This window comes from Roseateles albus, from assembly GCF_028595345.1.
Taxonomy (GTDB): domain Bacteria; phylum Pseudomonadota; class Gammaproteobacteria; order Burkholderiales; family Burkholderiaceae_C; genus Paucibacter_A; species Paucibacter_A albus.
Genome location: NZ_JAQQXT010000003.1, coordinates 296,415 through 320,203 on the forward strand (window position 1 = coordinate 296,415; position 23,789 = coordinate 320,203).

General features: G+C 61.3%; 20 protein-coding genes and 1 tRNA gene. 19 read left to right on the forward strand and 2 right to left on the reverse strand.

The annotated features are described in order from the left end of the window. Nucleotides 1-5: 5 nt before the first annotated feature. Complete coding sequence (locus tag PRZ03_RS06625; protein ID WP_273599561.1) at nucleotides 6-3,011, forward strand: ATP-binding protein; 3,006 nt, start codon at nucleotides 6-8, stop codon at nucleotides 3,009-3,011. A gap of 40 nt (nucleotides 3,012-3,051) precedes the next feature. Continuing rightward, complete coding sequence (locus PRZ03_RS06630) at nucleotides 3,052-4,353, forward strand: TIGR03862 family flavoprotein (RefSeq protein WP_273599562.1); 1,302 nt, start codon at nucleotides 3,052-3,054, stop codon at nucleotides 4,351-4,353. Nucleotides 4,354-4,356: 3 nt separating this feature from the next. Here PRZ03_RS06630 and PRZ03_RS06635 read toward each other — a convergent pair whose 3' ends face one another. Next, on the reverse strand, nucleotides 4,357-5,163 hold the full coding sequence (locus tag PRZ03_RS06635; protein WP_273599563.1) for a MipA/OmpV family protein: 807 nt from the start codon (nucleotides 5,161-5,163) through the stop codon (nucleotides 4,357-4,359). 238 nt (nucleotides 5,164-5,401) lie between these two features. Here PRZ03_RS06635 and otnI point away from each other — a divergent pair, with 238 nt between their 5' ends. From otnI to PRZ03_RS06710, 15 genes are all read left to right on the forward strand, one after another. Beyond that, nucleotides 5,402-6,199: a 2-oxo-tetronate isomerase gene (otnI, locus tag PRZ03_RS06640; protein ID WP_273599564.1), complete on the forward strand. Its 798-nt coding sequence runs from the start codon at nucleotides 5,402-5,404 to the stop codon at nucleotides 6,197-6,199. Between the two features lie 75 nt (nucleotides 6,200-6,274). Beyond that, nucleotides 6,275-8,635, forward strand: coding sequence for a Tex family protein (locus tag PRZ03_RS06645; protein ID WP_273599565.1), 2,361 nt, complete (start codon nucleotides 6,275-6,277; stop codon nucleotides 8,633-8,635). 98 nt (nucleotides 8,636-8,733) lie between these two features. After that, nucleotides 8,734-10,944 carry a TonB-dependent receptor plug domain-containing protein gene (locus tag PRZ03_RS06650; RefSeq protein WP_273599566.1) on the forward strand — a complete coding sequence of 737 codons (2,211 nt, stop codon included), beginning with the start codon at nucleotides 8,734-8,736 and terminating at the stop codon, nucleotides 10,942-10,944. Between the two features lie 13 nt (nucleotides 10,945-10,957). Then, the gene (locus PRZ03_RS06655; protein WP_273599567.1) at nucleotides 10,958-12,040 is read left to right on the forward strand and encodes a patatin-like phospholipase family protein; all 1,083 of its coding nucleotides are present in this window, start codon (nucleotides 10,958-10,960) and stop codon (nucleotides 12,038-12,040) included. 245 nt (nucleotides 12,041-12,285) lie between these two features. Then, nucleotides 12,286-14,205, forward strand: coding sequence for a threonine--tRNA ligase (gene thrS / locus PRZ03_RS06660; RefSeq protein ID WP_273599568.1), 1,920 nt, complete (start codon nucleotides 12,286-12,288; stop codon nucleotides 14,203-14,205). A 71-nt stretch (nucleotides 14,206-14,276) separates the two neighbouring features. After that, nucleotides 14,277-14,822: a translation initiation factor IF-3 gene (gene infC, locus PRZ03_RS06665; protein ID WP_263533544.1), complete on the forward strand. Its 546-nt coding sequence runs from the start codon at nucleotides 14,277-14,279 to the stop codon at nucleotides 14,820-14,822. Nucleotides 14,823-15,074: 252 nt separating this feature from the next. Next, nucleotides 15,075-15,278 carry a 50S ribosomal protein L35 gene (rpmI, locus tag PRZ03_RS06670; protein WP_263533140.1) on the forward strand — a complete coding sequence of 68 codons (204 nt, stop codon included), beginning with the start codon at nucleotides 15,075-15,077 and terminating at the stop codon, nucleotides 15,276-15,278. A 23-nt stretch (nucleotides 15,279-15,301) separates the two neighbouring features. Continuing rightward, on the forward strand, nucleotides 15,302-15,658 hold the full coding sequence (gene rplT, locus PRZ03_RS06675; RefSeq protein WP_263533139.1) for a 50S ribosomal protein L20: 357 nt from the start codon (nucleotides 15,302-15,304) through the stop codon (nucleotides 15,656-15,658). A gap of 224 nt (nucleotides 15,659-15,882) precedes the next feature. Beyond that, nucleotides 15,883-16,920, forward strand: a complete 1,038-nt coding sequence (locus tag PRZ03_RS06680; RefSeq protein ID WP_273599569.1) for a phenylalanine--tRNA ligase subunit alpha — start codon at nucleotides 15,883-15,885, stop codon at nucleotides 16,918-16,920. Nucleotides 16,921-16,946: 26 nt separating this feature from the next. After that, on the forward strand, nucleotides 16,947-19,391 hold the full coding sequence (gene pheT, locus PRZ03_RS06685) for a phenylalanine--tRNA ligase subunit beta (RefSeq protein ID WP_273599570.1): 2,445 nt from the start codon (nucleotides 16,947-16,949) through the stop codon (nucleotides 19,389-19,391). Nucleotides 19,392-19,452: 61 nt separating this feature from the next. Then, complete coding sequence (locus PRZ03_RS06690) at nucleotides 19,453-19,785, forward strand: integration host factor subunit alpha (RefSeq protein WP_273599708.1); 333 nt, start codon at nucleotides 19,453-19,455, stop codon at nucleotides 19,783-19,785. A gap of 34 nt (nucleotides 19,786-19,819) precedes the next feature. Next, entirely contained in the window at nucleotides 19,820-20,302 is a 483-nt protein-coding gene (locus tag PRZ03_RS06695) for a MerR family transcriptional regulator (protein ID WP_273599571.1), read from the forward strand. Between the two features lie 13 nt (nucleotides 20,303-20,315). Next, nucleotides 20,316-20,392, forward strand: a tRNA-Pro gene (locus tag PRZ03_RS06700). Between the two features lie 168 nt (nucleotides 20,393-20,560). Continuing rightward, nucleotides 20,561-20,785: a hypothetical protein gene (locus tag PRZ03_RS06705; protein WP_263533125.1), complete on the forward strand. Its 225-nt coding sequence runs from the start codon at nucleotides 20,561-20,563 to the stop codon at nucleotides 20,783-20,785. A gap of 243 nt (nucleotides 20,786-21,028) precedes the next feature. Beyond that, nucleotides 21,029-21,511 carry a GreA/GreB family elongation factor gene (locus tag PRZ03_RS06710; protein ID WP_273599572.1) on the forward strand — a complete coding sequence of 161 codons (483 nt, stop codon included), beginning with the start codon at nucleotides 21,029-21,031 and terminating at the stop codon, nucleotides 21,509-21,511. Nucleotides 21,512-21,610: 99 nt separating this feature from the next. Here the strand turns inward: PRZ03_RS06710 and PRZ03_RS06715 are convergent, their stop codons facing one another. Next, nucleotides 21,611-22,123: a hypothetical protein gene (locus PRZ03_RS06715; protein ID WP_273599573.1), complete on the reverse strand. Its 513-nt coding sequence runs from the start codon at nucleotides 22,121-22,123 to the stop codon at nucleotides 21,611-21,613. A gap of 229 nt (nucleotides 22,124-22,352) precedes the next feature. Here PRZ03_RS06715 and PRZ03_RS06720 point away from each other — a divergent pair, with 229 nt between their 5' ends. Both PRZ03_RS06720 and PRZ03_RS06725 read left to right on the forward strand, forming a co-directional pair. Then, the gene (locus PRZ03_RS06720; RefSeq protein ID WP_273599574.1) at nucleotides 22,353-23,327 is read left to right on the forward strand and encodes a helix-turn-helix transcriptional regulator; all 975 of its coding nucleotides are present in this window, start codon (nucleotides 22,353-22,355) and stop codon (nucleotides 23,325-23,327) included. 147 nt (nucleotides 23,328-23,474) lie between these two features. Beyond that, nucleotides 23,475-23,783, forward strand: a complete 309-nt coding sequence (locus tag PRZ03_RS06725) for a DUF2249 domain-containing protein (RefSeq protein WP_273599575.1) — start codon at nucleotides 23,475-23,477, stop codon at nucleotides 23,781-23,783. The last annotated feature ends 6 nt before the right edge of the window (nucleotides 23,784-23,789 follow it).

Consider the following 23,789-nt stretch of genomic DNA (forward strand, 5'->3'; position numbering starts at 1 on the left):
GTGAGATGGCCAGCGCTGTGCCCATGCTGGAGTTCTTTGCCGCCGATGGGGCCGTCGCGCAGATGGAGGCGACGCTGCAGGCGGCCAGTGGGGCCGAGCGTTTGCCGGCGTTGATCGAGCTGGCTTGGCATTTGCGCGAGCGCGACTCGTCCCGCGCATTGGGGCTGTGCGGCGACGCGGAGCAAGTGCTGGACGGCGGCGTTTGGCCCGATGCTGTGTTGCGCAGTGGGCACGCTCGCCTGCGCTTGATTCGCGGCTGCATCAGCGTTCAGCAAACCGAGATGGATGACGCTGTTCGCTCGGCGCAGCAGGCCCTGGCCGAGTTCGAGGCCCTCGACGATGAGATCGGCCGCGCCGACGCGCACTTTTTGCGCGCGCTGATTGCTCGAGGGCAGGGTGACGGGCCACGAAGCGATGCCGAGCATCAGGCGATGGCCGCAGCGGCGGCCGGGCTTGACCCGCTGCGTCTTGAGCTTGCCGAGCTAGGCTTGATCTATGAATTGATTTTTCAAGACGTGGTGGCGGCCAAGAAGTCTTGGGCGCACCGCAGGCTAGTCGGCGCGCCCGATTACCCTCCGCTCGCCATCACCGCCACCAAAAATATCGAGGGCTTGTTGGCCGGAATGTCGGGTGATGCCGGGCAGGCGATTCTGAAATTCATTGAGGCCCATGAGCACGCCTTGGTCAGCGGGCAAATGGTTCGAGCCGCCGGTATTGCAGGCAACATCAGCGTCGGTTTCAAGGAGCTCAATGATTTCGAGGCCGCGCTGGAATGGAGCCAACGTGGACTGAGTCTGACCCGCCGATGCGGTTTGCGGGTGGCGATTGGGCCGGCCTTGATAAACACCGGCGAAATTTTTCAGCGCTTGAAACGTTACGATGTGGCCCGCGAATTGCTGCAAGAGGGCATGCAAATGCTGGCTTCGCAGGCCGAGTCAAGAAACTATGCGATGGCTTTGCGGAACTTGGGCGAGCTTGAGTTGGCTTGCGGGCAATTCGATCTTGCGCTGGAGGCGCTGCGAAGGGCGGAGCAAAAGGCTATTGCATTGGACGCGCCCGACCTGCTTTGTCAGGCGCGAGTCGGGCAGGCGCGCGCGCTGCTGGCTGCTGGGGACCCGGCGCAGGCCATCAGCGCAGCGATGTTGGCCTTAGATGGGCGGCGCGTCGGTACGACCTTGCGTATTGCCGCTATGCAGGCGGTGGCCGAGATCTTGAGCACACACCCGCAACTGCTGAAGCAAGCTGTGACCGCGCTCAGCCCGGCCTTGCACTATCTGCACCTGGCCCTGGATGTCGCCGCGCAAGTAGAAGGTTACACGGTGCCTGCCGACTTGCTGTCGAGCCTGGCGAGCGAATACGCCAAGGCCGGCGATCATGCTCGGGCCTACGACTTCAGCCTGCAAGCCGCCGAGGCGCGCGAAAAAACCCACAGCCAGGACGCCAGCAAGCGCGCCATCGCACTGCAGGTACAGCACCAGACCGAGCGGGCGCAGGCCGAGGGCGAAAAGCAGCGCTTGCTCGCTCTTGCCCATGCCGATAGGGCAGCGACGCTTGAGCAGGCCAACTTCACACTGGAGCAACTCGGCGCAATCGGCCGCGACATCACCGGCAACCTGGAAGCGACCGCAATCATTGCCGCACTCGATAGCCATGTGCACGCCTTGCTGGATGCTTTCGCCTTTGTGGTTTTTCGGCTTGAAATCGATGGCCAGACGCTACGGACGGTGTTCGGTGTGGAAGACGGCGTCACGTTGCCACAACGCGTCACCCGTTTGGACTCTAGTGAGGGCCGCGTGCCGCTCTGCGCACGCGAGCGGCGGGAAATTGTCGTCAATGTCGACCCCTCCGGCGCCGATGGGATGTTCGTCGCGGGCACGGCAGCGACCCAGAGCTTGATGTACGCACCTTTGATGGTGGGTGAGCGCTTGTTGGGCGTGATGACGATACAGTCGCAACGCCCGCAGGCCTATGGCGAGCGCGAGGTCGCGATCTTCCGGACGCTGTGCGCCTACGGCGCTATCGCGCTGGCCAATGCCGAGGCGCAGGCGCAGTTGATCCAGTCCGAAAAAATGGCCTCGCTGGGCCAGTTGGTGGCCAATGTCGCGCATGAGATCAACACGCCGATCGGCGCCATCAAGTCCAGCGGCGCGACCATCGTCGAGTCCTTGTCCGACACCCTCGCCGGTCTGCCGCCGCTCTTGCAAATGCTGGACGCTCCCAGCCAAGCCTTGTTCGGCGATTTGATCGAACAAGCCAGCCGCGCGAGCCCATTGCTGAGTTCGCGCGAGGAGCGGGCCGTGGTGAAGGGCTTGACGGCCGCCTTGGAACAGGCCGGCTTGGCGGATGCGCGTGCGCTGGCCGCCATGCTGGGGCAAATGGGCTTGACGACGGTTCCTGCGGCGCTGCTGCCGCTGCTGCGCCACCCGCTGCGTGAACGAATTCTGCAGGCGGTGCAGGGCGTCTCCACGGTGGTGCGCAGTGCGAGCAATATCAACACAGCGGTCGAGCGGGTCGCCAAGATTGTTTTCGCGCTGAAGAGTTTTTCGCGCGTTGACAACAGCGGCGAGTTGCGGCCGACCGACCTGGTCGAGAGCATTGAGACGGTGCTGACGATTTATCAACATCAGCTCCAGCAAGGATGCGGACTGATTCGCCGGTACGAGCCGGACCTGCCGCTCTTGCCCTGCCTGCCCGACGAGCTGAATCAGGTCTGGACCAATTTGATCCACAACGCGCTGCAGGCGATGCAGCATCGGGGTGTGCTCACGATTTCGATCGGGCGGGAAGCCGAGGCCTTGGTGGTGTCGGTCGGCGATACAGGCTGCGGCATTCCTGAGGCCATCCGCAGTCGGATTTTCGAGCCCTTCTTCACCACCAAGCCGGCCGGCGAAGGCAGTGGCTTGGGCTTGGACATCGTCAAGAAGATTGTTGAAAAACACCGGGGCCGCATCGAGGTGCAGAGCGAGGTCGGGGTGGGTACGCGGTTCTCGGTGATTCTGCCGCTGGCCTGATCTGGCACACTGCCGCCTCAGTTTCCGTAGAAAGCGCCTCATGTCCCAGCCCAGCCCTTCGTCAAAATCAGCCATCGTCATCGGTGGCGGCCCGGCAGGCTTGATGGCGGCCGAGCGGCTGCGCGCAGCGGGCGTGGAGGTGGATGTCTATGACGCGATGGCCTCGGTCGGCCGCAAGTTTTTGCTGGCGGGCAAAGGCGGGCTCAATCTGACCCACTCAGAAGACCGGCCTTTGTTTGATTCGCGCTTTGCCGAGCGCAGCAACTCGGTGGCGGCTTGGTTGAACGAATTGGATGGGCCGGGCTTGCGTGCTTGGGCCGCAGAGTTGGGCGTCGAGACTTTTGTAGGCAGTTCGGGGCGCGTCTTCCCGACGTCGATGAAAGCCGCGCCCTTGCTGCGCGCTTGGTTGCACCGGCTGCGCGAGGCTGGCGTGCGGTTTCATATGCGCAAGCGCTGGCTGGGCTGGGCGGAAGACGGTGGCCTGCGCTTCGCTGGCGAAGGCGGCGAGACGCTGGTGACCAAACCCGATGTCGTGGTGCTGGCGCTGGGCGGCGCCTCTTGGCCACAGCTGGGCTCCAATGGCGCGTGGGCGCCCTTGCTGGCGCAACGCGGCGTTGAGATTGCTCCGCTGCGCGCGGCCAATTGCGGCTTTGAGCTTGGGGCCAGGCAAGACCCGAGCCTTGATCAAGCCGTGGCGCCTATAGGCTGGAGTGAGCTTTTTACCGCGCGTTTTGCCGGCCTGCCGGTCAAGCCGGTAGCCTTGCATTTTGAGGGCCAGACCGGCCGGCAGTTTGCGCGCCAAGGTGAGTTCGTCATCACCGAGGACGGCATCGAGGGCTCCTTGGTCTATGCCGCCAGCGCCTTGCTGCGCGAAGAAATTGCCGAGTTCGGCCAGGCCTTGATTCATCTGGACTTGTTGCCCGATCGCAGCGTGGACTTCGTGGCCGCCGAGGTGGCGCGCCCACGCGGGCCGCGCTCGCTGTCCACGCATCTGAAAAGCCGGCTCGGCATCGAGGGCTTGAAGGCCGGCCTCTTGCGCGAGGTTCTGAGCAAAGAACAGTACGGCGATCCGGCCACCCTGGCTGCGACTTTGAAACGCTTGCCGCTGCGCTTGGTAGCGGCGCGGCCGGTGGCCGAGGCCATCAGCACCGCCGGCGGCGTGCGCCTGGAAGCGCTGACGGCGGGGCTGATGTTGAAGCAGCTGCCGGGCGTGTTTTGTGCCGGCGAGATGCTGGACTGGGAGGCCCCGACCGGCGGCTATCTGCTCAGCGCCAGCATGGCCAGCGGGCGGGTGGCCGGTGAGGGTGCTGCGGCCTGGTTGGCGGGTCGCAGCGCTGCTTGAGCGTCAGAACAAATAGGTACCGACTACGCCGCCGCCCAGGCTGTTCGCTTTCCGGGTAATGGGGCTGTCTTTGGCGTCGCCTTGCAGCGCGCGGGCGGACAGCGCTGTGGTGATGGCCGTGCGCTGGTTGATTGCATAGGTCAGCGAGAGGTTGGCGCGCACATCACGCAGTCCGGCGCCCGGTGAGTACACCGCGTGGCCACTGCGAGCCGACTGTGCGGCGCTCACGCCGAAATTCGTCTGCGTATAGTCCGCATTGACCAGGGTGACGGCGGCGCCAACGCCGATACGCCACTGCGGGGCCAACATGGTCGAGTAAACCGCACCGAGGTCCAGCTGCATGTCTTTCCTGTCGTTGCCGGCGCCATAGCGTAGCGAGGAGGTCAGCACAAAGCTGCGGTCAAGGTTGTAGTTGAGGAAGCCGCCGAACTCGGGCCGGGCCTTAATGTCACCCATGCCGTTCAGATTCGCATCCAGGTCCTCGTCGCGTCCGAAGTCGGCGGTGATGCGCAGGCCGTAGCTGATATTGGGCTGTTTGGAGAAATTCAGCCCCAAACCGTTGCCGGTGCCGGCGAAGAAGCCGTTGCTCCATTGGTAGTCGATGACGGGAACCGGCATCGTGCGAGTTTCGCGGGAGCCGAGGTATTTTTGACCGGTGAAGACGCCCAGGCCTACGGCCCCGCCATCGCGTTCTGGAATTGCGCCGTAGATGCGCGCAGCGTCAAAGGCTTGGGCGAAGGCGGCTTGGCCGGCCAGGGCCAGGGCAGTCGCCAGGGCGACCTTGAGCAAGGGGCGGACGTGAAGCTTCATGGGTTCTAGATCTCTGTTTGCTTGGGTAAATTCTGTGTGCGTGGGCGCAGCGGGCTGCGAGCCAGCGCTGAACTATGCCAGCAGCCCGTAACCTTGGCTAAAGGTCAGGGCATTCAGGCCCGAAACCTGTGTCAATTACAGTCTTGCCACTGCGCTACTGCGCCATGGTGCAGGACAGCCTCGCCAAGGCCATGACCGTGCGGGAAGAAGCCTAGGCGCCCATTGCTCACTCACAAACATGCCCAAATTCGCCGCCAATCTGTCCATGCTTTACAACGACGTGGACTTTCTTGACCGCTTTGCCGCCGCTGCCGTCGATGGCTTCAAGGCCGTCGAGTACCTGTTCCCCTATGCCTACGCCGCCGACGACTTGGCCGCGCGCCTGCAGACCAATGGCCTTCAACAAGTGCTCTTCAACGCGCCGCCGGGAGACTGGGACGCGGGTGAGCGCGGCATCGCCTGCCTGCCCGGCCGTGAGGCCGAGTTCCGTGATGGCATAGGCCAGGCGCTGGCTTACGCCAAGGCACTGAGTTGCTCGCGTATCCATGTGATGGCCGGCCTGTTACCGGCCGGAACAAGCCGCGTCGATGTGCATGCAACCTATGTGGAGAATCTGCGTTATGCGGCCACCGAGGCCGCGAAGGGGAATGTCAACATCCTGATCGAGCCGATCAACGAGCGCGATATGCCGGGCTACTTTCTGAATCGCCAGGACCAGGCCCATGCCTTGATCGCCGAGATAGGTACCCCTCATGTGAAGGTGCAGATGGACCTGTACCACGCCCAGATCGTTGAGGGCGATCTGGCCATGAAGATTCGCCGCTACTTGCCGACCGGTCATGTCGGCCACATCCAGATTGCCGGCGTGCCTGAGCGGCATGAGCCCGATGTGGGCGAGATCAACTTCGCCTATCTGTTCAAGCTGCTGGACGCGCAAGGGTATGAGGGCTGGATCGGCTGCGAGTACCGGCCGGCACGCGGCGTGGCCTTGCATGCCACCTCCGATGGGCTGGGCTGGCTGAAGCCTTGGCTGTAAGGCTGGCTTTATCAGCTGCGCCCGGCTCCTGTGGCAAACTGCGCGGCTTCGTGTTTTTGAGTGGTTGCTGCCGTTTTGGACAAGATCCTGCTTCAAATTGCCGCTGAACTGAAAGTTCGGCCGGCCCAAGTCAATGCAGCCGTGGAGCTGCTCGATGGCGGCGCCACCGTGCCCTTTATCGCCCGCTACCGCAAGGAAGTGACCGACGGCCTGGATGACAGCCAACTGCGCGATCTGGAGGCTAGGTTGGCCTATCTGCGTGAGTTGGAGGATCGCCGCGCCGCCGTGCTCAAGAGCATTGAGGAGCAGGGCAAGCTGACACCGGAGCTGCGCGCCAAGATCGAGGCCGCGCCGACCAAGCAAGAGCTCGAAGACCTCTATCTGCCTTACAAGCAAAAGCGCCGCACCAAGGGCATGATCGCCCGCGAAGCAGGCTTGGAGCCCTTGGCCGACAAGCTGTTTGCCGACCCGAATCTGGACCCGCAAGCCGAGGCGGGCGCCTTCATCAATGCGGATGCGGGTTTTGCCGACGCCTTCGCGGTGCTGGACGGCGTGCGCGATCTGCTCAGCGAGCGCTGGGCCGAAGATGCTTTATTGATCGGCAAGCTGCGCGAATGGCTGTGGGCCGAGGGTCTGTTCCGTTCCAAGCTGATGGAGGGCAAAGACGAGAACAACCCGGATATCTCCAAATTCCGCGATTACTTTGATTACGACGAGCCGATTCGCACCGTGCCCTCGCACCGGGCGCTGGCGGTCTTTCGGGGCCGCGCGCTGGAGTTTTTGGACGCGAAGCTGGCGCTGGATGAAGAAGTCGTGGCCGGCAAGCCAGGCTTGGCCGAAGGTCGCATCGCCCGCCATTTGGGCTGGACCATGGGCACGCGCCCTGGCGACGCGCTCATTCGCAAAACCGTGGCTTGGACCTGGAAGGTTAAGCTGTCGATGAGCCTGGAGCGCGACCTGTTTGCGCGCCTGCGCGAGTCGGCCGAGAACGTGGCGATCAAGGTCTTTGCCGAGAATCTGCGCGACCTGCTCTTGGCCGCGCCGGCCGGCAAACGCGTGGTGATGGGCCTGGACCCCGGCATCCGCACCGGCGTCAAGGTGGCGGTGGTCAGCGACACCGGCCGCGTGCTCGACACGGCGGTGATTTATCCGCATGAGCCGCGCAAGGATTGGGACGGCTCCATACATGCGCTGGGGCGCTTGTGCGCGACGCACGGCGTCAATCTGATCGCGATCGGCAACGGCACCGCCAGCCGCGAAACCGACAAGCTGGCCGGCGACTTGATCAAGCGCTTGCAGCAAATGGCGCCGGATGTGGCGATCGAGAAAATGGTCGTCAGCGAAGCCGGCGCGTCGATCTATTCGGCCTCCGAGTTCGCGTCCAAAGAGCTGCCGGACATGGACGTGACGCTGCGCGGCGCGGTCTCGATCGCTCGCCGCTTGCAGGATCCGCTGGCCGAGTTGGTCAAGATCGACCCCAAGAGCATTGGCGTCGGCCAGTACCAGCATGACGTCAACCAAAGCGAGTTGGCCAAGATGCTGGACACGGTGGTGGAAGACTGCGTGAACTCGGTCGGCGTGGACCTGAACACCGCCTCGGCGCCGCTGCTGTCGCGCGTGTCGGGTCTGTCGGCCAACGTCGCTTCGTCTATCGTGCGCTGGCGCGATGCCAATGGCGCGTTCAAGAACCGCAAGCAATTGCTCGATGTGGCGGGCCTCGGGCCCAAGACCTTCGAGCAATCGGCCGGTTTCTTGCGCATCCGCGCGGGCGAGAATCCGCTCGATTTCTCCGGCGTGCACCCGGAAACCTATGGTCTGGTGGAGCGCATTCTGAAGACCGTCGGCCGGCCTGCCGCTGAAGTGATGGGTAAGAGCGACGTCATCCGCACCTTGAAGCCGGAGGCCTTTGCCGACGAAAAATTCGGCGCGATCACGGTCAAGGACATTCTGACCGAGCTGGAAAAGCCCGGCCGTGACCCACGGCCCGATTTCAAGGTGGCGCGCTTCAATGAAGGCGTCGATGACATCAAGGATCTGGTTGAAGGCATGATTTTGGAAGGCACGGTCTCCAACGTCGCCCAGTTCGGTGCCTTCATCGACCTCGGCGTGCATCAGGACGGGCTGGTGCATGTCAGCCAGCTGTCGAACAAATTCGTCACCGACGCCCGCGAGGTGGTCAAGACCGGCGACATCGTCAAGGTGCGCGTGCAAGAGGTGGATATCGCCCGCAAGCGCATCTCGCTGACGATGAAGCTGGATGCGCCGGCGCAGCGTGGCGGGTCAAAGCTCGACAACAGCTACCGGCCGGCCGGGCGCAATGAGCGCAGCGGTGGTGGAGGAGGGGGCCGGGCGCCTGCACCAGCTGCGGCTCCGTCGGGCGGCGCAATGGCGGCAGCCTTTGCCAACTTGGCGAAACTCAAGGGTGGCGCTTCGTAAATCGCCCCACGGATTCGGTGCTTGATCGCTTGCCTGCTGCAATCGTCGTCAAGGCAAGCTATGGTGCCGCACCTGTTGTGCTTTCTCCGGAGTTCCGTTTGACATCTTTCTCATTGCGTGCCGTGCCCGCTGCTTGCGCTGCGCTGGTATTGTTGGCCTGCCCGGCGCTGGTTTTGGCGCAAGACATTCCGGCCGGCATTGGCGACACCCCAGCGCGTCCGCAGCAAGGCAGCCGATTGGAGCGGGTGGAGCTCAGCTCGCGCCAGCAGTCCGACACCGACCTGCGCCGCAAATCGCAAGTGGCCAAGCAAATCTACGGCCGCGAGGAGATGGACAAGTACGGCGACACCAATGTGTCCGATGTGCTCAAGCGCCTGCCCGGCGTGTCGGTGCAAGACGGCTCGCCGCGCATGCGCGGCCTGGGGGCCGGCTACACGCTGATTTTGATCAACGGTGACCCGGCGCCGCCGGGCTTTGCCTTGGATCAGCTCAGCCCCTCGCAGGTCGAGCGCATCGAGGTCACCAAGGGCCCAACCGCCGACCAGAGCGCACAAGCGGTGGCCGGCGCGATCAACATCATCTTGAAAGACGCGCCGCGCGTGTCGCAACGCGATCTGCGGCTGGGGGTGGGCTATAGCATCGAGCGGCCGACGCCAAATGCCAATTTCACCTTGGGCGAAACGCTAGGCCCCTTGGCGCTTTCGCTGCCGATTTCGGCCTTTGAGTGGCGCAACCAAAGCAGCTTCACGACCGAGCGCCATGCGCAAGGCATAGACCTGCAGCCCTCGCACTCGATTCAGCGTGGAGAAACGCCGAACTGGGGTCATGGCTTCAATATCGCGCCGCGCGTCAATTGGAAGATCAGCGACGACGAGAGCGCGTCCTTTCAGACTTTTGCCCAAAAAGGTTTCTGGAACAACAAGACCGACTACGTCAACACGGTGCTTGCGGGGCAGCCCAGTCTGGATGACAACAGCGCCAGTCACGGCACCTGGCAAAACCTGCGCGGCAATGTTCAGTGGGTCAATCGTTTCAATGACGCCCAGCGCTTGGAGCTCAAGGCCGGCGTGCAGGACTCCAAAGGCACCTTCAATAGCGAGACCTTCCGTAACGGAGCAGTGCAACGGCAGACGGTCGGCGACAACCATGACCGCAGCTTGACCCAGGCCGGCAAGTTCGGCCAGTTGCTGGGCGATGATCACAGCATTACGGCGGGCTGGGATCTGGAATGGCGCAAGCGCGATGAGTTGCGCACGGTCACCGAGAACGGCGTGACGCAGCTGCCGCAGTATGACGGTCAGCCTTTTTCGGCCGATATCCAACGCCAGGCGCTGTTTGTGCAGGATGAGTGGGAACTCTCCAAGCAATGGTCAACCTATATCGGTCTGCGCGCCGAGCGCATTGCGACCGAAAGCCGGGGTAACGCGGAGACGGTGCGCAATACCAGTCAGGTGGTGACACCGCTGTGGCATCTGAATTACAAGTTAGATCCCAAGGGCCGCGATCTGATTCGCGCCAGCTTGACACGCAGCTACAAGGCGCCGGATCTGAATGCGCTGCTGGCCCGGCCGTCTTTGAGTGGCCAGTTCCCGGATACCAGCAAGCCCAATACCGAGTTGTCGCCCGACCGCGTCGGCAACCCCGAGTTGAAACCTGAATTGGCCACTGGCCTGGACATCGCGTTCGAGAAGTACTTCACCGGCGGCGGCATGTTCAGCGTTGGCGTGTTTCATCGCAGTATCAATGATTTGATCCGCAGCACGACGACCTTGCAGTCCGTCGATTGGGCGCCGGTGCCGCGCTGGGTGGCCCAGCCGACCAATTATTCCAAGGCACAAACGAGTGGACTGGAGTTGGAGGTCAAGGGCCGCGCGGGTGAGTTGCTGCCCTCGGTGTTCGATCCCAAGCTAGCGTTGAATCTACGCGGCTCGCTGAGTTTTTATCATTCGAATGTCGATGTTGTGCCGGGCCCGAACAATCGCCTGGATGGCCAGCAGCCTTGGTCCGGCAATCTCGGCTTTGACTACCGCTTGAGCAGCCTGCCGCTGACGACCGGCGCCAGTTTTTCCGTGACGCCGGGCTACACCACACAGCAGACGATCTCGCAATCTCTTGAGCAGACGCGCACGCGAGCGCTGGATGTGTTTGCGCAATGGGCGTTCAGCAAAACGCTGTCGCTGCGCTTGTCGGCCAATAACCTGGCCCCGCTGGATACGCAGCAGACGATCAGCTTGGGTTCCGGTTACGGCAGCACCACCGATCGGGTGGCTCGCACCAATTTTGGCGCGGCGCTGGAGATCAAGCTCTGAATCATTGATGGCAATGCAGGCCTTACAAATTTTTGCCGGCCCGCGGGCCCGTGCTCGCTTGGCCGAGCGCGGCCTGCGCCCGGACGATGTGCGTGCGGTGCCGGCGGCGGCCGGTGGCCCCAAGGGTCTGATTCTGGGGCCGCTGGATCAGTTCATCTTCGGAGACTGGTTGGCACGCAGCAGCCAAGAAGTGCATCTGCTCGGGGCCTCGATCGGCGCTTGGCGCATGGTGACCGCTTGTTTGGGACGTAACGCGCAGCAGAATGCGGCCGAGTTCGAGCGCCTCACGCATGAGTACGTGCATCAACATTACGACAGCCCGGCCGGCAAGATGCCGACGGCCGCCGAGGTGACGCGCGGCTTTGCGGCCAAGTTGGATGAGGTCTTCGGTGGACGCGAGGCGCTGGCGCTGAGCCACCCGCGCTACCGGCCGCATGTTTTCACTTCGCGCGGCCGCTACCTATTGGCACGCGAAGGTAGGCTGCGCACACCCTTGGGCTATACGGGCGCCTTCATGGCGAACCTGCTCGGTCGCCGCTTGATGGGCGGCAGCCTGGAGCGGGTGGTGTTTTCGCCCCTCGGAGCCGAGCTACCGATGCCGCTGCACGATTACCTCAGCCGCCAAGTCGCTCTAACGCCGCAGAACTTTCAGGCCGCGCTGCTGGCCAGTTGCTCAATCCCGTTCTGGCTGCAGGCGGTGCATGACATTCCCGGCGCACCGCGCGGTGCTTATTGGGACGGCGGCATTACCGATTACCACTTGCATCTGAACTACTCTGAAATGTTGGAGGGAGGTTTAGTTCTGTATCCGCATTTCCAGCGGCAGGTGATTCCGGGCTGGTTGGACAAGTCACTCAAGCGCCGTCATCGGTCCAGCGCTTTCCTGGATAACGTGGTCCTGCTGGCGCCGCATCCGGATTGGGTCAAGACCTTGCCACGCAGCAAGCTGCCGGATCGGGCCGACTTCCAGCATCATGGTGACAATGTGCAGGCGCGTGCGGCCGAATGGTTGCGTGCCGTCGCCGAGAGCCAGCGTTTGCGAGATGAATTTGCTGCGGCTTGTGAGCAGCCTAGCGTCGCGGCGCTGCCGCTGTAAGGGCAATGACTTGATCCATGGCTACAATTGGGCCATCTGCAACGAACAAGGGCGAGAAAGGCATCATGGTTATGACACCGCGAACTACGACCACACCCCGACCTGGGTTTAGTCGGCCGCGCCTCGTCACGACTTAACTTTCTCTTCCAAGTGCTGCTCAGGCAGCCATCGATCAAAGCGCGGCACAGCCCGCGTTTTTTTTCGACCTCAAACATAGCCCCGCCGCCTTCTTCAGGAGTTTCTTCATGATCGCTATTCAATTGCCCGACGGCTCCAAGCGCGAATTCCCGCAAGCCGTCACCGTGGCCGACGTGGCTGCCTCGATCGGCGCTGGTCTGGCCAAGGCTGCGCTGGCCGGCCGTGTCGGCGCAGGTGCGGATGCCAAGCTGGTCGACACCAGCTTTTTGTTAGAGGTCGACACACAGTTGGCCATCATCACCGACAAGGATGCCGATGGCCTCGAGGTCATTCGTCACTCGACCGCCCACTTGCTCGCCTATGCGGTCAAGGAGTTGTTCCCCGAGGCACAGGTCACCATCGGCCCGGTGATCGAGAACGGCTTCTTCTACGACTTTGCCTACAAGCGCCCGTTCACGCCGGAGGACCTGGCTGCGATCGAGTCGAAGATGAGCGAGTTGGCCAAGAAGGATGAGCGCATCACGCGTACCGTCTTGCCGCGCGACGAGGCAGTCAGCTATTTCAAGAACCTGGGCGAAGCCTACAAGGCCGAGATCATCGAAAGCATCCCAGCCGATCAGGATGTGTCCCTGTATGCCGAGGGCAAGTTCACCGACCTGTGCCGCGGCCCGCACGTGCCGTCCACTGGCAAGCTCAAGCATTTCAAGCTGATGAAAGTGGCCGGCGCCTATTGGCGGGGTGACCACCGTAACGAGCAATTGCAGCGCATCTACGGCACGGCCTGGGCCAGCAAGGATGATCTGCAAAAGTACTTGATCCGCCTGGAAGAGGCCGAGAAGCGCGACCACCGCAAGTTGGGGCGTGAGCTGGATCTGTTCCATATCGATGAGCATTCGCCCGGCACCGTGTTCTGGCACCCCAAGGGCTGGGCGGTCTGGCAAGAGGTCGAGCAATACATGCGCCGGGTCTACCGTGAGAACGGCTATCTGGAGGTCAAGGGCCCGCAAATCATCGACCGCAGCTTGTGGGAGAAGTCGGGCCACTGGGATAAGTACCGCGACAATATGTTCACGACCGAGTCGGAAAAGCGTGACTACGCGCTCAAACCGATGAACTGCCCGGGCCATATCCTGATCTTCAACCAGGGCATCAAGAGCTACCGCGATCTGCCGCTGCGCTTCGGTGAGTTTGGCCAATGTCACCGCAATGAGCCTACAGGCGGCCTGCACGGCATCATGCGGGTGCGCGGCTTCACGCAAGACGACGGCCATATCTTCTGCACCGAAGACCAGATCCTGGCCGAGTGCGAGGCTTTCACGACATTGCTGAAGAAGGTTTATGCCGACTTTGGTTTCACCGACATCGTCTACAAGGTGGCGACGCGCCCCGAGGCCCGCATCGGTACCGACGAATATTGGGACAGGACCGAGCAGGTCTTGATGGAAAGCCTGCGCCGCTCGGGTTGCGAGTTCGAGATCGCAGTGGGCGAGGGTGCTTTCTACGCGCCCAAGATTGAATATGCCTTGAAAGATGCACTGGGTCGCCAGTGGCAATGCGGCACTATTCAGATCGACTCCAACATGCCGGAGCGGCTGGGCGCCGAGTTTGTCGGCGAGGACAGCCAAAGAAAAACGCCGGTGATGCTGCACCGCGCCATCGTCGGCAGCCTGGAGCGATTCATCGGAATTTTGATCGAGCAGCATGCCGGCGCCTTACCGGTTTGGCTGGCACCGACGCAGGTGGTGATCGCCAATATCACCGACGCACAGGCCGATTACGTCGTTGAAATCGTGAAATCTCTGCAGAAACAAGGGCTTAGGGTTCAGGCAGATTTGCGAAACGAGAAAATCACGTATAAAATCCGCGAGCATTCTTTGCAAAAGGTTCCATATATCCTGGTCGTAGGCGACAAGGAGAAGGCAAATGGAGCCGTTGCGGTGCGCGCCCGTGGCAACCAAGATCTGGGTGTGATGGCCTTGGAAGACTTCATTGCGAAGATTTCCGCCGACATCACCCAAAAGGCTTGAGATCGCTGCACAGGGCGCGCTTTTGTTTTGTTTGGGCTCCTCGCCTTGGGGCTCGCTGAAAGGTATGCACCATCGCTACATTTGCTGACCGTCGAGCCATTCCTGAGCGCAAGCATCGGCTGAATCGCGAAATCTTGGCTCCCGAAGTCCGTTTGAACGGCCAAGAAAACGAGCCGCTCGGAATTGTGAGCATCCACGAAGCGCTCCGCATGGCGGGCGAGTTGGATGTGGACGTTGTCGAAATCTCCGCCACGGCCGTCCCTCCGGTCTGCCGTTTGATGGATTACGGCAAGTTCAAGTACATCGAGCAAAAGCGCGCTGCCGAGGCGAAGTCCAAGCAGAAGGTCATTGAAATCAAGGAAGTCAAGTTCCGTCCGGGTACGGACGAAGGCGATTACCTGATCAAGATGCGCAATCTGCGTCGCTTCATTGCCGAGGATGGTGACAAAGGCAAGGTGACCTTGCGTTACCGTGGTCGCGAGATCACCCACCAAGACATCGGTATGCGTTTGCTGGAGCGTATCCGCGACGAGTTGTCCGATGTGGCCGTGGTTGAGAACATGCCCAAGCTGGAAGGCCGGCAGATGATCATGGTCCTGGCGCCAAAGAAGCGCTAAGACCGCGAATTTGACGCTACTGAAAACGTAGCGAGGAAGGCCAGCTGCTAGGCGCACGGCGCACAGCGACCGAAACATACTTTGGGTATGTTGAGGAAGCGAGCACCGCGCAACAACGCAGATGGCCTCCGCAGTAGTTTTCAATTCAGCCCGCTGATTTGGTCGTTAGCGGGCTTATTAGCCTCCAGAGGCCCCCAAGTTCTGCATGAGTAATGCAGACGCCCCTGGAAGCGTTCACAAGAAGGAGCAATCATGCCCAAAATGAAGACCAAGAGCAGCGCGAAGAAACGTTTTCGCGTTCGTCCGGGTGGCACCGTTAAGCGCGGCCAGGCGTTCAAGCGCCACATCCTCACGAAGAAGTCCACGAAGAACAAGCGCCACTTGCGTGGCACGACCGGCGTGCACGAGACCAACATGGGCCATATGGCTCAAATGTTGCCCGGCGCTGGCCTCTGATCGACTTCTGAAGGAGAAATACTATGCCTCGCGTTAAACGTGGTGTTACCGCACGTGCCCGTCACAAGAAGGTCCTGGCACTAGCCAAGGGCTACCGTGGTCGTCGTAAGAATGTCTTCCGCATTGCCAAACAGGCAGTGATGAAGGCAGGCCAATACGCCTACCGTGACCGTCGTGCCAAGAAGCGTGTGTTCCGCGCACTCTGGATTGCCCGTATCAATGCGGCTTCCCGTGAGTTGGGCCTGACATACAGCAAGTTTGTGGCTGGCCTGAAGAAGGCTCAGATCGACATCGACCGCAAGGTCCTGGCCGATCTGGCTGTGCGTGATCCTGCTGGTTTTGCCAGCATCTTCGCCAAGGTCAAGGCCGCTCTCGCTTAATGCCCATCTGCCGCCGCAAGGCGGTAGTTGGCAGCCCTGAACTGGCTTGCTGGTTTGGGGTCAGCACCCAAAGGCCGACACCCTGGTGATCGGCCTTTTTTTATTGCCTAGGATTTACGCAAGGCTTTCCGGTGAGATGTTTGCTTCGCTTGGATCAATTTTGCGTAAGTCCTATTCCCCTCTAATTCTTGCCTCAAGACTTGCTTGATGAAAACGGCTCCGCGATGAACGACCTCGATCAATTGCTGCAAACGGCGCAAGGCGAATTCGCCGCTGCGACCACGCCCGCCGACTTGGAAAATGCCAAGGCACGCTTCCTCGGTAAAACCGGTCGCGTGACCGAGCTGCTCAAGGGCATGGCCGCCTTGTCGGTCGAAGAGAAGAAGACCCGCGGCGCCGAAATCAATGTCTTGAAGTCCGGCATCGAAGCCGCTTTGACGGCACGCCGCCAAGCCTTGGCCGATGCCGAGTTGGCCTTGCAACTGAAGGCCGAGGCCTTGGATGTGACATTGCCCGGCCGTCAACGCGGCAGCGGCGGCTTGCACCCGATCACGCGTGCGATGGAGCGCATCGAAGGCATCTTCGGTTCGATGGGCTTCGACGTGGCCGATGGCCCCGAGATCGAGAACGACTGGTTCAACTTCACCGCGTTGAACACGCCTGAAGATCACCCGGCGCGCTCGATGCACGACACCTTCTACGTCGAAGGGGGTCATGTCTTGCGCACCCACACCAGCCCGATGCAAATCCGCTACGCGGTCCAGCATGTCAAGCGCCACCGGGCCTTGATTGATGCCGGCCAGCCTATGCCGGAGATCCGCGTGATCGCGCCGGGCCGCACCTACCGGGTCGACAGTGATGCCACGCACTCACCGATGTTTCATCAGGTTGAAGGCCTGTGGGTGGGCGAGAACATCAGCTTCAAGGATTTGAAGTCGGTCTATGTGAACTTCCTGCAGCAGTTCTTCGAGACCACGGAAATGGATATCCGCTTCCGCCCCAGCTATTTCCCTTTCACCGAGCCGAGCGCAGAGATCGACATGATGTTCGCCTCCGGCCCGCTGAAAGGTCGCTGGTTGGAGGTGTCCGGCTCTGGCCAGGTGCACCCGCAGGTGATTCGCAATATGGGGCTGGATCCTGAGCGTTATATCGGCTTTGCGTTTGGCTCCGGCATCGACCGGTTGGCCATGCTGCGTTATGGCGTCGGTGATCTGCGCCAGTTCTTTGATGGCGATCTGCGCTTCCTGTCCCAGTTCAAGTGAACCACCCGTAGCTCGAGAGATATCCCATGCAATTCCCTGAATCCTGGCTGCGGGCCTTTTGTGACCCTGCGCTGAATACCCAAGAACTGGCCGAGCTGCTGACCATGTCGGGCCTGGAAGTTGAAGAACTTCGCCCGGTAGCACCCCCTTTCCATGGCATCGTTGTGGCCGAGATTCTGACCGCCGAGCAGCACCCTAACGCCGACAAACTGCGTATCTGCAGCGTCAATGCCGGTGGGGCCTTCAACAATGGGGCGCCGCTGCAAATCGTCTGCGGCGCACCGAACGCACGCGTCGGCATCAAGGTGCCTTTGGCAACCGTCGGGGCTGAGCTGCCTCCTGGCGAAGATGGCAAGCCCTTCAAGATCAATGTCGGCAAGCTGCGCGGCGTCGAGAGTTTCGGCATGCTTTGCTCGGCGCGCGAGCTCAAGCTCAGCGAAGAGCATGGTGGCCTGCTGGAGTTGGCGGCCGACGCGCAAATCGGCCAAGATATCCGCGCTCACCTGAATCTGGACGACACGCTGTTCACCCTCAAGCTGACGCCTAACCTGGCCCATGCCCTGAGCGTCTATGGCATTGCGCGTGAAGTCTCTGCCTTGACCGGTGCACCGCTGCAGTTGCCCCTTATTGCGCCGGTTACGCCGCAGATCGATGACAAGCTGCCGGTCCGCATCGAAGCGGCCGATTTGTGCGGTCGCTTCTCCGGCCGCATCATTCGCGGCGTCAACACCAAAGTGCAGACGCCCGCCTGGATGGTGGACCGTCTGGCCCGTTGCGGCCAGCGTTCGGTCTCTCCCTTGGTCGACATCTCCAACTATGTGATGTTCGAGTTTGGCAGGCCTTCACATATCTTCGATCTGGACAAGATCCATGACGAGTTGGTGGTGCGCTGGGCCAAGGCGGGCGAGAGCCTCAAGCTCTTGAATGGCAACACCGTCGCGCTGGACGAGACGGTCGGCGTGGTGGCGGATTCGCAAGGCGTTGAGTCGCTCGCCGGCATCATGGGCGGCGACGCCACCGCAGTGTCGGACGACACGGCCAACATCTATGTCGAGGCGGCGTTCTGGTGGCCCAAGGCAGTGATGGGGCGCTCGCGCAAGTTCAACTTCTCTACCGATGCTGGCCATCGTTTCGAGCGCGGTGTCGACCCGGCCTTGACGGCCCAGCATGTTGAGCGCATCACGCAGTTGATTCTTGATGTTTGCGGCGGTGCGGACACGCACTGCGGCCCGCTGGACGATCAAACCACGCAACTGCCTGCGCGTACGCCGGTCAGCCTGCGGGTGGCACGAGCGTCCAAGATCATCGGCATGCCGGTGACGCAGGAAGACTGCGCCCGCGTGTTCACGCGCCTGGGCCTGCCTTTCGAGCAAACACCTGGCGTGCTGACCGTGACGCCGCCGAGCTGGCGTTTCGATATGCAGATCGAAGAAGATCTGATCGAAGAAGTCATTCGCGTCATTGGTTATCCGAACCTGCCCTCGACGCCGCCGCTGGCGCCGGTGGTGGGCAAGGTGGCCTCGGAGGCACGCCGCTCGGTGCATGCCTTGCGCCACGCGGTGGCCGCACGCGACTATTTCGAGACCATCAATTTCAGCTTCGTCGAAGCCCGCTGGGAGCGCGAGTTAGCCGGCAATGAGCAGCCGATTCAGGTCTTGAACCCGATCGCCGCTCCGCTGGCTGTGATGCGTACCAGCTTGCTGGGCAGCCTCATCAACACCTTGCGCTACAACCTGGCTCGCCGGGCTACGCGTGTGCGCTTGTTCGAAATTGGCCGCGTGTTTTTGCGTGACGCTTCGGTGCTCGAGAGCGACTCCAGCATCGCCGGTGTGGCCCAGCCCATGCGCCTGTCAGGTCTGGCCTACGGCCCGGCCGAACAGCAACAATGGAGTCAGCGCGACCGCAATGTCGACTTCTTCGACGTCAAGGGTGATCTGGAGGCGCTGTTTGCGCCGCGCCAGTTGCGCTTTGTGCCGGCCGAACATGCGGCATTGCATCCGGGCCGCAGTGCGCGCATCGAACTGGACGGTCAGGACATTGGCGTGATTGGCGAGTTGCACCCCAAATGGCGCCAGTCTTATGACTTGCCGCAGGGTGGTGGCGCGCCGATTCTGTTCGAGCTTGATCTGGCGGCTACTTTGCAGCGTGAGTTGCCGGCCGCTCAAGCGATCCCGCGTCAACAAGCTGTGCTGCGCGATTTGGCCGTTATTGTGGATGACAAAGTCAGCCACGACGGCCTGATGGCGGCCATTGCCGGCGCCCATGACGGATTGATTCGTTCCGCCAGATTGTTCGACGTCTTCAAGCCGACGCAAGCCAACGCCGACATGAAGGACGGCGAACGCAGTCTGGCCGTGCGGCTGGAATTGCTGGACGACGAGACCACATTGACCGAGGAGCGCATCGAACAAACGGTGGCGGCGGTCATTGAGGCTTTGAGTCAGCGCCTGGGTGCGCGTTTGCGCGGCTGAGGGTAGGGTGATGAGCGAAGAAGATGCAGGCGGGCAGGGCGGTGGTGGACCAGCGCCCTTGATGCTGTTGGCCAACCTGGACACGCCAACTCTTACCAAGGCAGAGTTGGCCGATCTATTGTTCGATAAATTGGGCTTGAATAAACGCGAGTCCAAGGACATGGTCGAGGCTTTCTTCGACATCATCCACGGCAGCTTGGTTGCCGGCGACGAGGTCAAGCTGAGTGGCTTTGGTAACTTCACGATTCGACGCAAGGCGCCCCGGCCGGGGCGCAATCCGCGCACCGGCGAAGCTATCCCAATCAATGCCCGCGATGTGGTGACTTTTCACGCCAGCAACAAACTCAAGGCATTGGTGCAAGGCGAGGTGTGCGCCGAAGACGACTTCGAGTAGAGTCTGACCTCCCGACCTGAAGCCCTTGATGTCAATGGAAAACTCGCTCCCAGCGATACCGGCAAAGCGCTACTTCACCATCGGTGAGGTCAGTGACCTATGCGGCGTCAAGCCCTATGTGCTGCGCTATTGGGAGCAGGAGTTTAGTCAGCTCAAACCGATGAAGCGCCGTGGCAATCGGCGCTATTACCAGCACCACGAAGTGCTGCTGATTCGGCGCATCAGGGGCTTGCTCTATGACCAAGGTTTCACCATCAGCGGGGCCCGCAATCAATTGATTGAAGGCAACTCGCCGTTGACCGAGGACGAAGTGCGCCTGAGCGCAGTCGCCGGATCGTTGTCGTTTCCCACTGTACTCGAGGCCGCGGGGGCGGGTGAGGACGAGATCGGTGATGAGCGGGCATTGCTGGGTCAGCCAGCCTGCTCGCCTGTGAAGTTATCTCTCGATCAAGTTCGAGGCGAGTTAATTTCAATTCGAGAGCTTCTTCTTTCTTCGGACGTAAAATTTGCCCTATAATGGAAGGCTTAGTCGGGGCGTAGCGCAGCCTGGTAGCGCACTTGTCTGGGGGACAAGGGGTCGCAGGTTCGAATCCTGCCGTTCCGACCATGTGAATAAGTTTGGAATCAAAGGGTTAGCTCAGCAATGGGCTAGCCCTTTCGGCTTTCTGGGGTCTGAACGCTGCGTTTGTGACTATGTAAAAGCTGGCTTGGTGGGCGGGCAAAAGTGCGATGGTTTAGCTTGGCCATCGGGGAAGGGTTTACCATCGCAGCGCAAATGCCACCCATAAAGCCTTCACCTCTGCGCCGCCTGCTCACCCAGCGCCCCGTCCGCCCTGAGCATGAGCGCGCCCGGGCCTTGATTGCTGCCATCGATGCTGGGGGCATCCCGCTGTATCCGGCCAAGGTGAACCAGATCGCACGCGACTTGGGCCTGGAAGTTTCGCGCGATGCGCCGGTGGAGGTCACGATTGCGCGTTTGCGTTCCCTGCTCCGGGCTTAGCCTGCACATAGGCCGGCGTTGCGCAGAAGCTTGCGTCTAGATGAAAAGAAGTGGATAGGAACGTTCAGGTCTCTTCAATCCATTTCTACATGTTCGCGTCGGAAGTTTGGATGGCCGGCACTGAAGCCAGCTCAGTGCCCCTAACTGAAGTTAACCTACAGGCAAAGGCAGTGTCGAAAGCTGGTGGAGCCCTTCATAATCAAGACTCGACCTCCCGCTTGCTCGAGACGCCTATCTTTCATCATGGACAAATTCTTGCTGCAGCAGCGGGTGCTGGAAAAACTCGCCGAAGACCTGCTGCAAGTCGAACAGGCTGCGCGGGCGGCTCATGAAACGGCGACTCACGAAGAAAACATCGCCGAAAACAAGTACGACACATTGGGTCTTGAAGCCGCCTATCTGGCCACCGGCCAAGCTCGCCGCGCCGAAGCCATCCGCCAGGCGATGATCAATTGGCGCCAGTTTCGCCCGCGCCCCTACGACGCCAGCAAAGGTATTCAGCTTGGCGCGTTGGTTTGCCTGGTCGACGCCGACGATAGCCAGCAACAGCTTTTTCTCGGCCCGGATGGGGGCAGCATGAAGTTGCTCAGCGGCACTCAGTTCGTGCAGGTCATCAGCAGCGAAGCCCCGCTGGGCAGGGTTCTGTTGGGTAAATGCGAGGGTGATGAGGTCTCGATTCAGGTCGCTGCAGTTCGGCAGCAGTTCGATGTGCTGCGGGTTCAGTAAGCCGCAAGCGGGCTCACTCCGATTAGATCGGAGATAGATCACGATGCCCCCGTAGGACGCTCTGCGCAGCCCTCAAGGACATTGCTGCCCCATGTCGCGTCAGCGGGAACGAATCGATCGCAGCAGGCGCTGCAGCCGCGCCGCCGTCCAGCCGTCGTTGCCATAGGCGCCCAGCAGGCGTTCGAAGAGCCGGCCGGCGTCGTCGATCAGCGCCGGGTCCAGGCATTGCAGGTGGGGCTGCAAGACGTCCGAGACCGTTTGTTCATCGAGCTTGTTCTGGGGCGGCGGACTGCGCCGATTTATCCAGTCGGCCAGCAGCAACCACATCACGCCGGGGCTTTTGACCAATTGGCGCAGGCGCCAAAAGGCCTGGCTGACTTCGGGGTGCACGCTCAGCGCCTGGCAATGCGAAGCCAGCCCATAGACCTGACCACCATATTCCAGGTGCTCGGCAACGGCCTGGCAAAGCTGCGTCAAGCTGGCCGGCGGTGCTGCTGGCTTGAAGTCAAACGGGCTGACTCCGTGAGGGCAGTCGCTGTCGTCATCGCCGCTTCTTTTGTCTTTGAGGCTTTGCACCAAAGCGGTCGCAAGATTTGACGTCGTCATCATCATGTGTGTGTTCTCCCGGGTGATGCAAAAAAAGAAGCAAAAAGATAGGAGGCGGATCGCGGCCTTCTTGGGAGCAATGATGCGGACCCAGAAGCTCAAATAACGAGCTAGCCCATCGTTTGCTCGATTGATCAGCGTCGCTCGGTCACGTTTGCCGGCTACAGTCCGACGGGCTCAAGTCGTGAGCGTCTGCTCCCTCCAAAATCTCTGCAAAAACTCTGCCTAAGCCGCCATGTCAAAAACCGCTCGCGTCTACAAGATCGAAATGCTGATCCGCAATCGCGGTCATGTGAGTTTTCAGGAGATGAGGGACGAGTTGGAGGTGTCGGCCGCCACGCTCAAGCGCGACCTGGAGTACTTGCGTGACCAACTCGGCGCGCCGATCGAGTACAGCCGCATGGACGGCGGTTACGGCTTTGGCGCGGGCTACCGCGGGCAAGAAAAGCATGAGCTGCCGGGCTTGTGGTTCAGCGAGCGCGAGTTGTATTCGCTGTTGATGGCGCATCAGATGCTGAGTGAGCTGGGCTCCGAGGGCGTCATCAGCCGGCACCTGGCGCCTTTGCTGGATCGCATTCACGGCCTGCTGGCGCCGGGCGAGGCCGACGCCAAGGGGCTACTCAAGCGCATCAAGATCATCAGTCCGGCCAAACGCCCGGTGCCGACGCAGTTTTTCGAGATGGTCGGCGAGGCGTTGTTGAAGCGTCAGCGCTTGCATCTGCGTTATCTGACGCGCGGCCGCGCCACGGTCAGCGAGCGGGATGTCTCACCTCAGCGCCTGGTCCACTACCGCAACACCTGGTATTTGGACGCCTGGTGCCACTCGCGCAACCAGGTCTTGCGCTTTGCTCTGGATGCGATCGAGACGGCCACGACCTTGGATATCAAGGCCAAGGAGATTTCGCTCAAGCAGATACAGGCCGAGATGGACGGCGGTTTTGGCATCTTCGCAGGCGAGAAGCGGCAATGGGCCACGTTGGTGTTCCAGGAGAAGGCCGCGCAATGGGTCAGCCGCGAGGAGTGGCATGCAGAGCAGCAGGGGGCCTGGTTGAACGACGGCAGCTACGAGCTCAAGATCCCCTTTGTTCACGAGACCGAGATCGTGATGGACATCCTTCGCCATGGCAATCAGGTCAAGGTGCTGGCGCCGGCAAGCCTGATCGCCGAGGTGGCCAAGCAGTTGGCCGAGGCGGCGGCCTTGTACCAATGAGGCCAGGGCAGCGGCGCAGGCGAGAGCGCTGCAGCCTGCGCCTTTGAAGCTCGGCAGTGATTTAAATCTATATTTCAGATATTGCTTTAAACTCGAGGAGTCTGCATAATAAGTTGCATGCAAAATAGAACTTAAAGGATTGCCCGCATGAACACCTCCGCCGCCAGCGCCCTGAGCAACTCATTTGCATCCCCCGCCGTCATCGATGTGCGTCTGATTCCAACGCAGCAGCGCCATGGTTTGATCTTTCAGCAGTTCGACAGCCTGGCGCCGGGTGCCAGCTTCGAGCTGCACAGCGACCATGAACCTCTGCCATTGAAGCAGCAGTTTCAGGCCCAATGGCCGGGTCAGTTCGATTGGGAGACCCTGGAAGCCGGCCCGCAGCTGTGGCGCGTGCGCATAGCGCGTCGCCCGGCGGCCAAGAGCTGCTGCGGCTGCTGCAGCGGCGCGAACTGATCGAAC

Excerpts from the sequence above, each read along its gene's own strand:
- PRZ03_RS06630 (WP_273599562.1), top strand. The coding sequence starts at position 3,052 with ATGTCCCAGCCCAGCCCTTCGTCAAAATCAGCCATCGTCATCGGTGGC.
- PRZ03_RS06715 (WP_273599573.1), bottom strand. The coding sequence starts at position 22,123 with ATGATGATGACGACGTCAAATCTTGCGACCGCTTTGGTGCAAAGCCTC.
- PRZ03_RS06625 (WP_273599561.1), top strand. The coding sequence starts at position 6 with ATGGCCAGCGCTGTGCCCATGCTGGAGTTCTTTGCCGCCGATGGGGCC.
- PRZ03_RS06635 (WP_273599563.1), bottom strand. The coding sequence starts at position 5,163 with ATGAAGCTTCACGTCCGCCCCTTGCTCAAGGTCGCCCTGGCGACTGCC.
- PRZ03_RS06695 (WP_273599571.1), top strand. The coding sequence starts at position 19,820 with ATGGAAAACTCGCTCCCAGCGATACCGGCAAAGCGCTACTTCACCATC.
- PRZ03_RS06680 (WP_273599569.1), top strand. The coding sequence starts at position 15,883 with ATGAACGACCTCGATCAATTGCTGCAAACGGCGCAAGGCGAATTCGCC.
- thrS (WP_273599568.1), top strand. The coding sequence starts at position 12,286 with ATGATCGCTATTCAATTGCCCGACGGCTCCAAGCGCGAATTCCCGCAA.
- PRZ03_RS06720 (WP_273599574.1), top strand. The coding sequence starts at position 22,353 with ATGTCAAAAACCGCTCGCGTCTACAAGATCGAAATGCTGATCCGCAAT.
- PRZ03_RS06690 (WP_273599708.1), top strand. The coding sequence starts at position 19,453 with ATGCTGTTGGCCAACCTGGACACGCCAACTCTTACCAAGGCAGAGTTG.
- rpmI (WP_263533140.1), top strand. The coding sequence starts at position 15,075 with ATGCCCAAAATGAAGACCAAGAGCAGCGCGAAGAAACGTTTTCGCGTT.
- PRZ03_RS06705 (WP_263533125.1), top strand. The coding sequence starts at position 20,561 with ATGCCACCCATAAAGCCTTCACCTCTGCGCCGCCTGCTCACCCAGCGC.
- pheT (WP_273599570.1), top strand. The coding sequence starts at position 16,947 with ATGCAATTCCCTGAATCCTGGCTGCGGGCCTTTTGTGACCCTGCGCTG.
- otnI (WP_273599564.1), top strand. The coding sequence starts at position 5,402 with ATGCCCAAATTCGCCGCCAATCTGTCCATGCTTTACAACGACGTGGAC.
- PRZ03_RS06655 (WP_273599567.1), top strand. The coding sequence starts at position 10,958 with ATGCAGGCCTTACAAATTTTTGCCGGCCCGCGGGCCCGTGCTCGCTTG.
- PRZ03_RS06710 (WP_273599572.1), top strand. The coding sequence starts at position 21,029 with ATGGACAAATTCTTGCTGCAGCAGCGGGTGCTGGAAAAACTCGCCGAA.
- rplT (WP_263533139.1), top strand. The coding sequence starts at position 15,302 with ATGCCTCGCGTTAAACGTGGTGTTACCGCACGTGCCCGTCACAAGAAG.
- PRZ03_RS06725 (WP_273599575.1), top strand. The coding sequence starts at position 23,475 with ATGAACACCTCCGCCGCCAGCGCCCTGAGCAACTCATTTGCATCCCCC.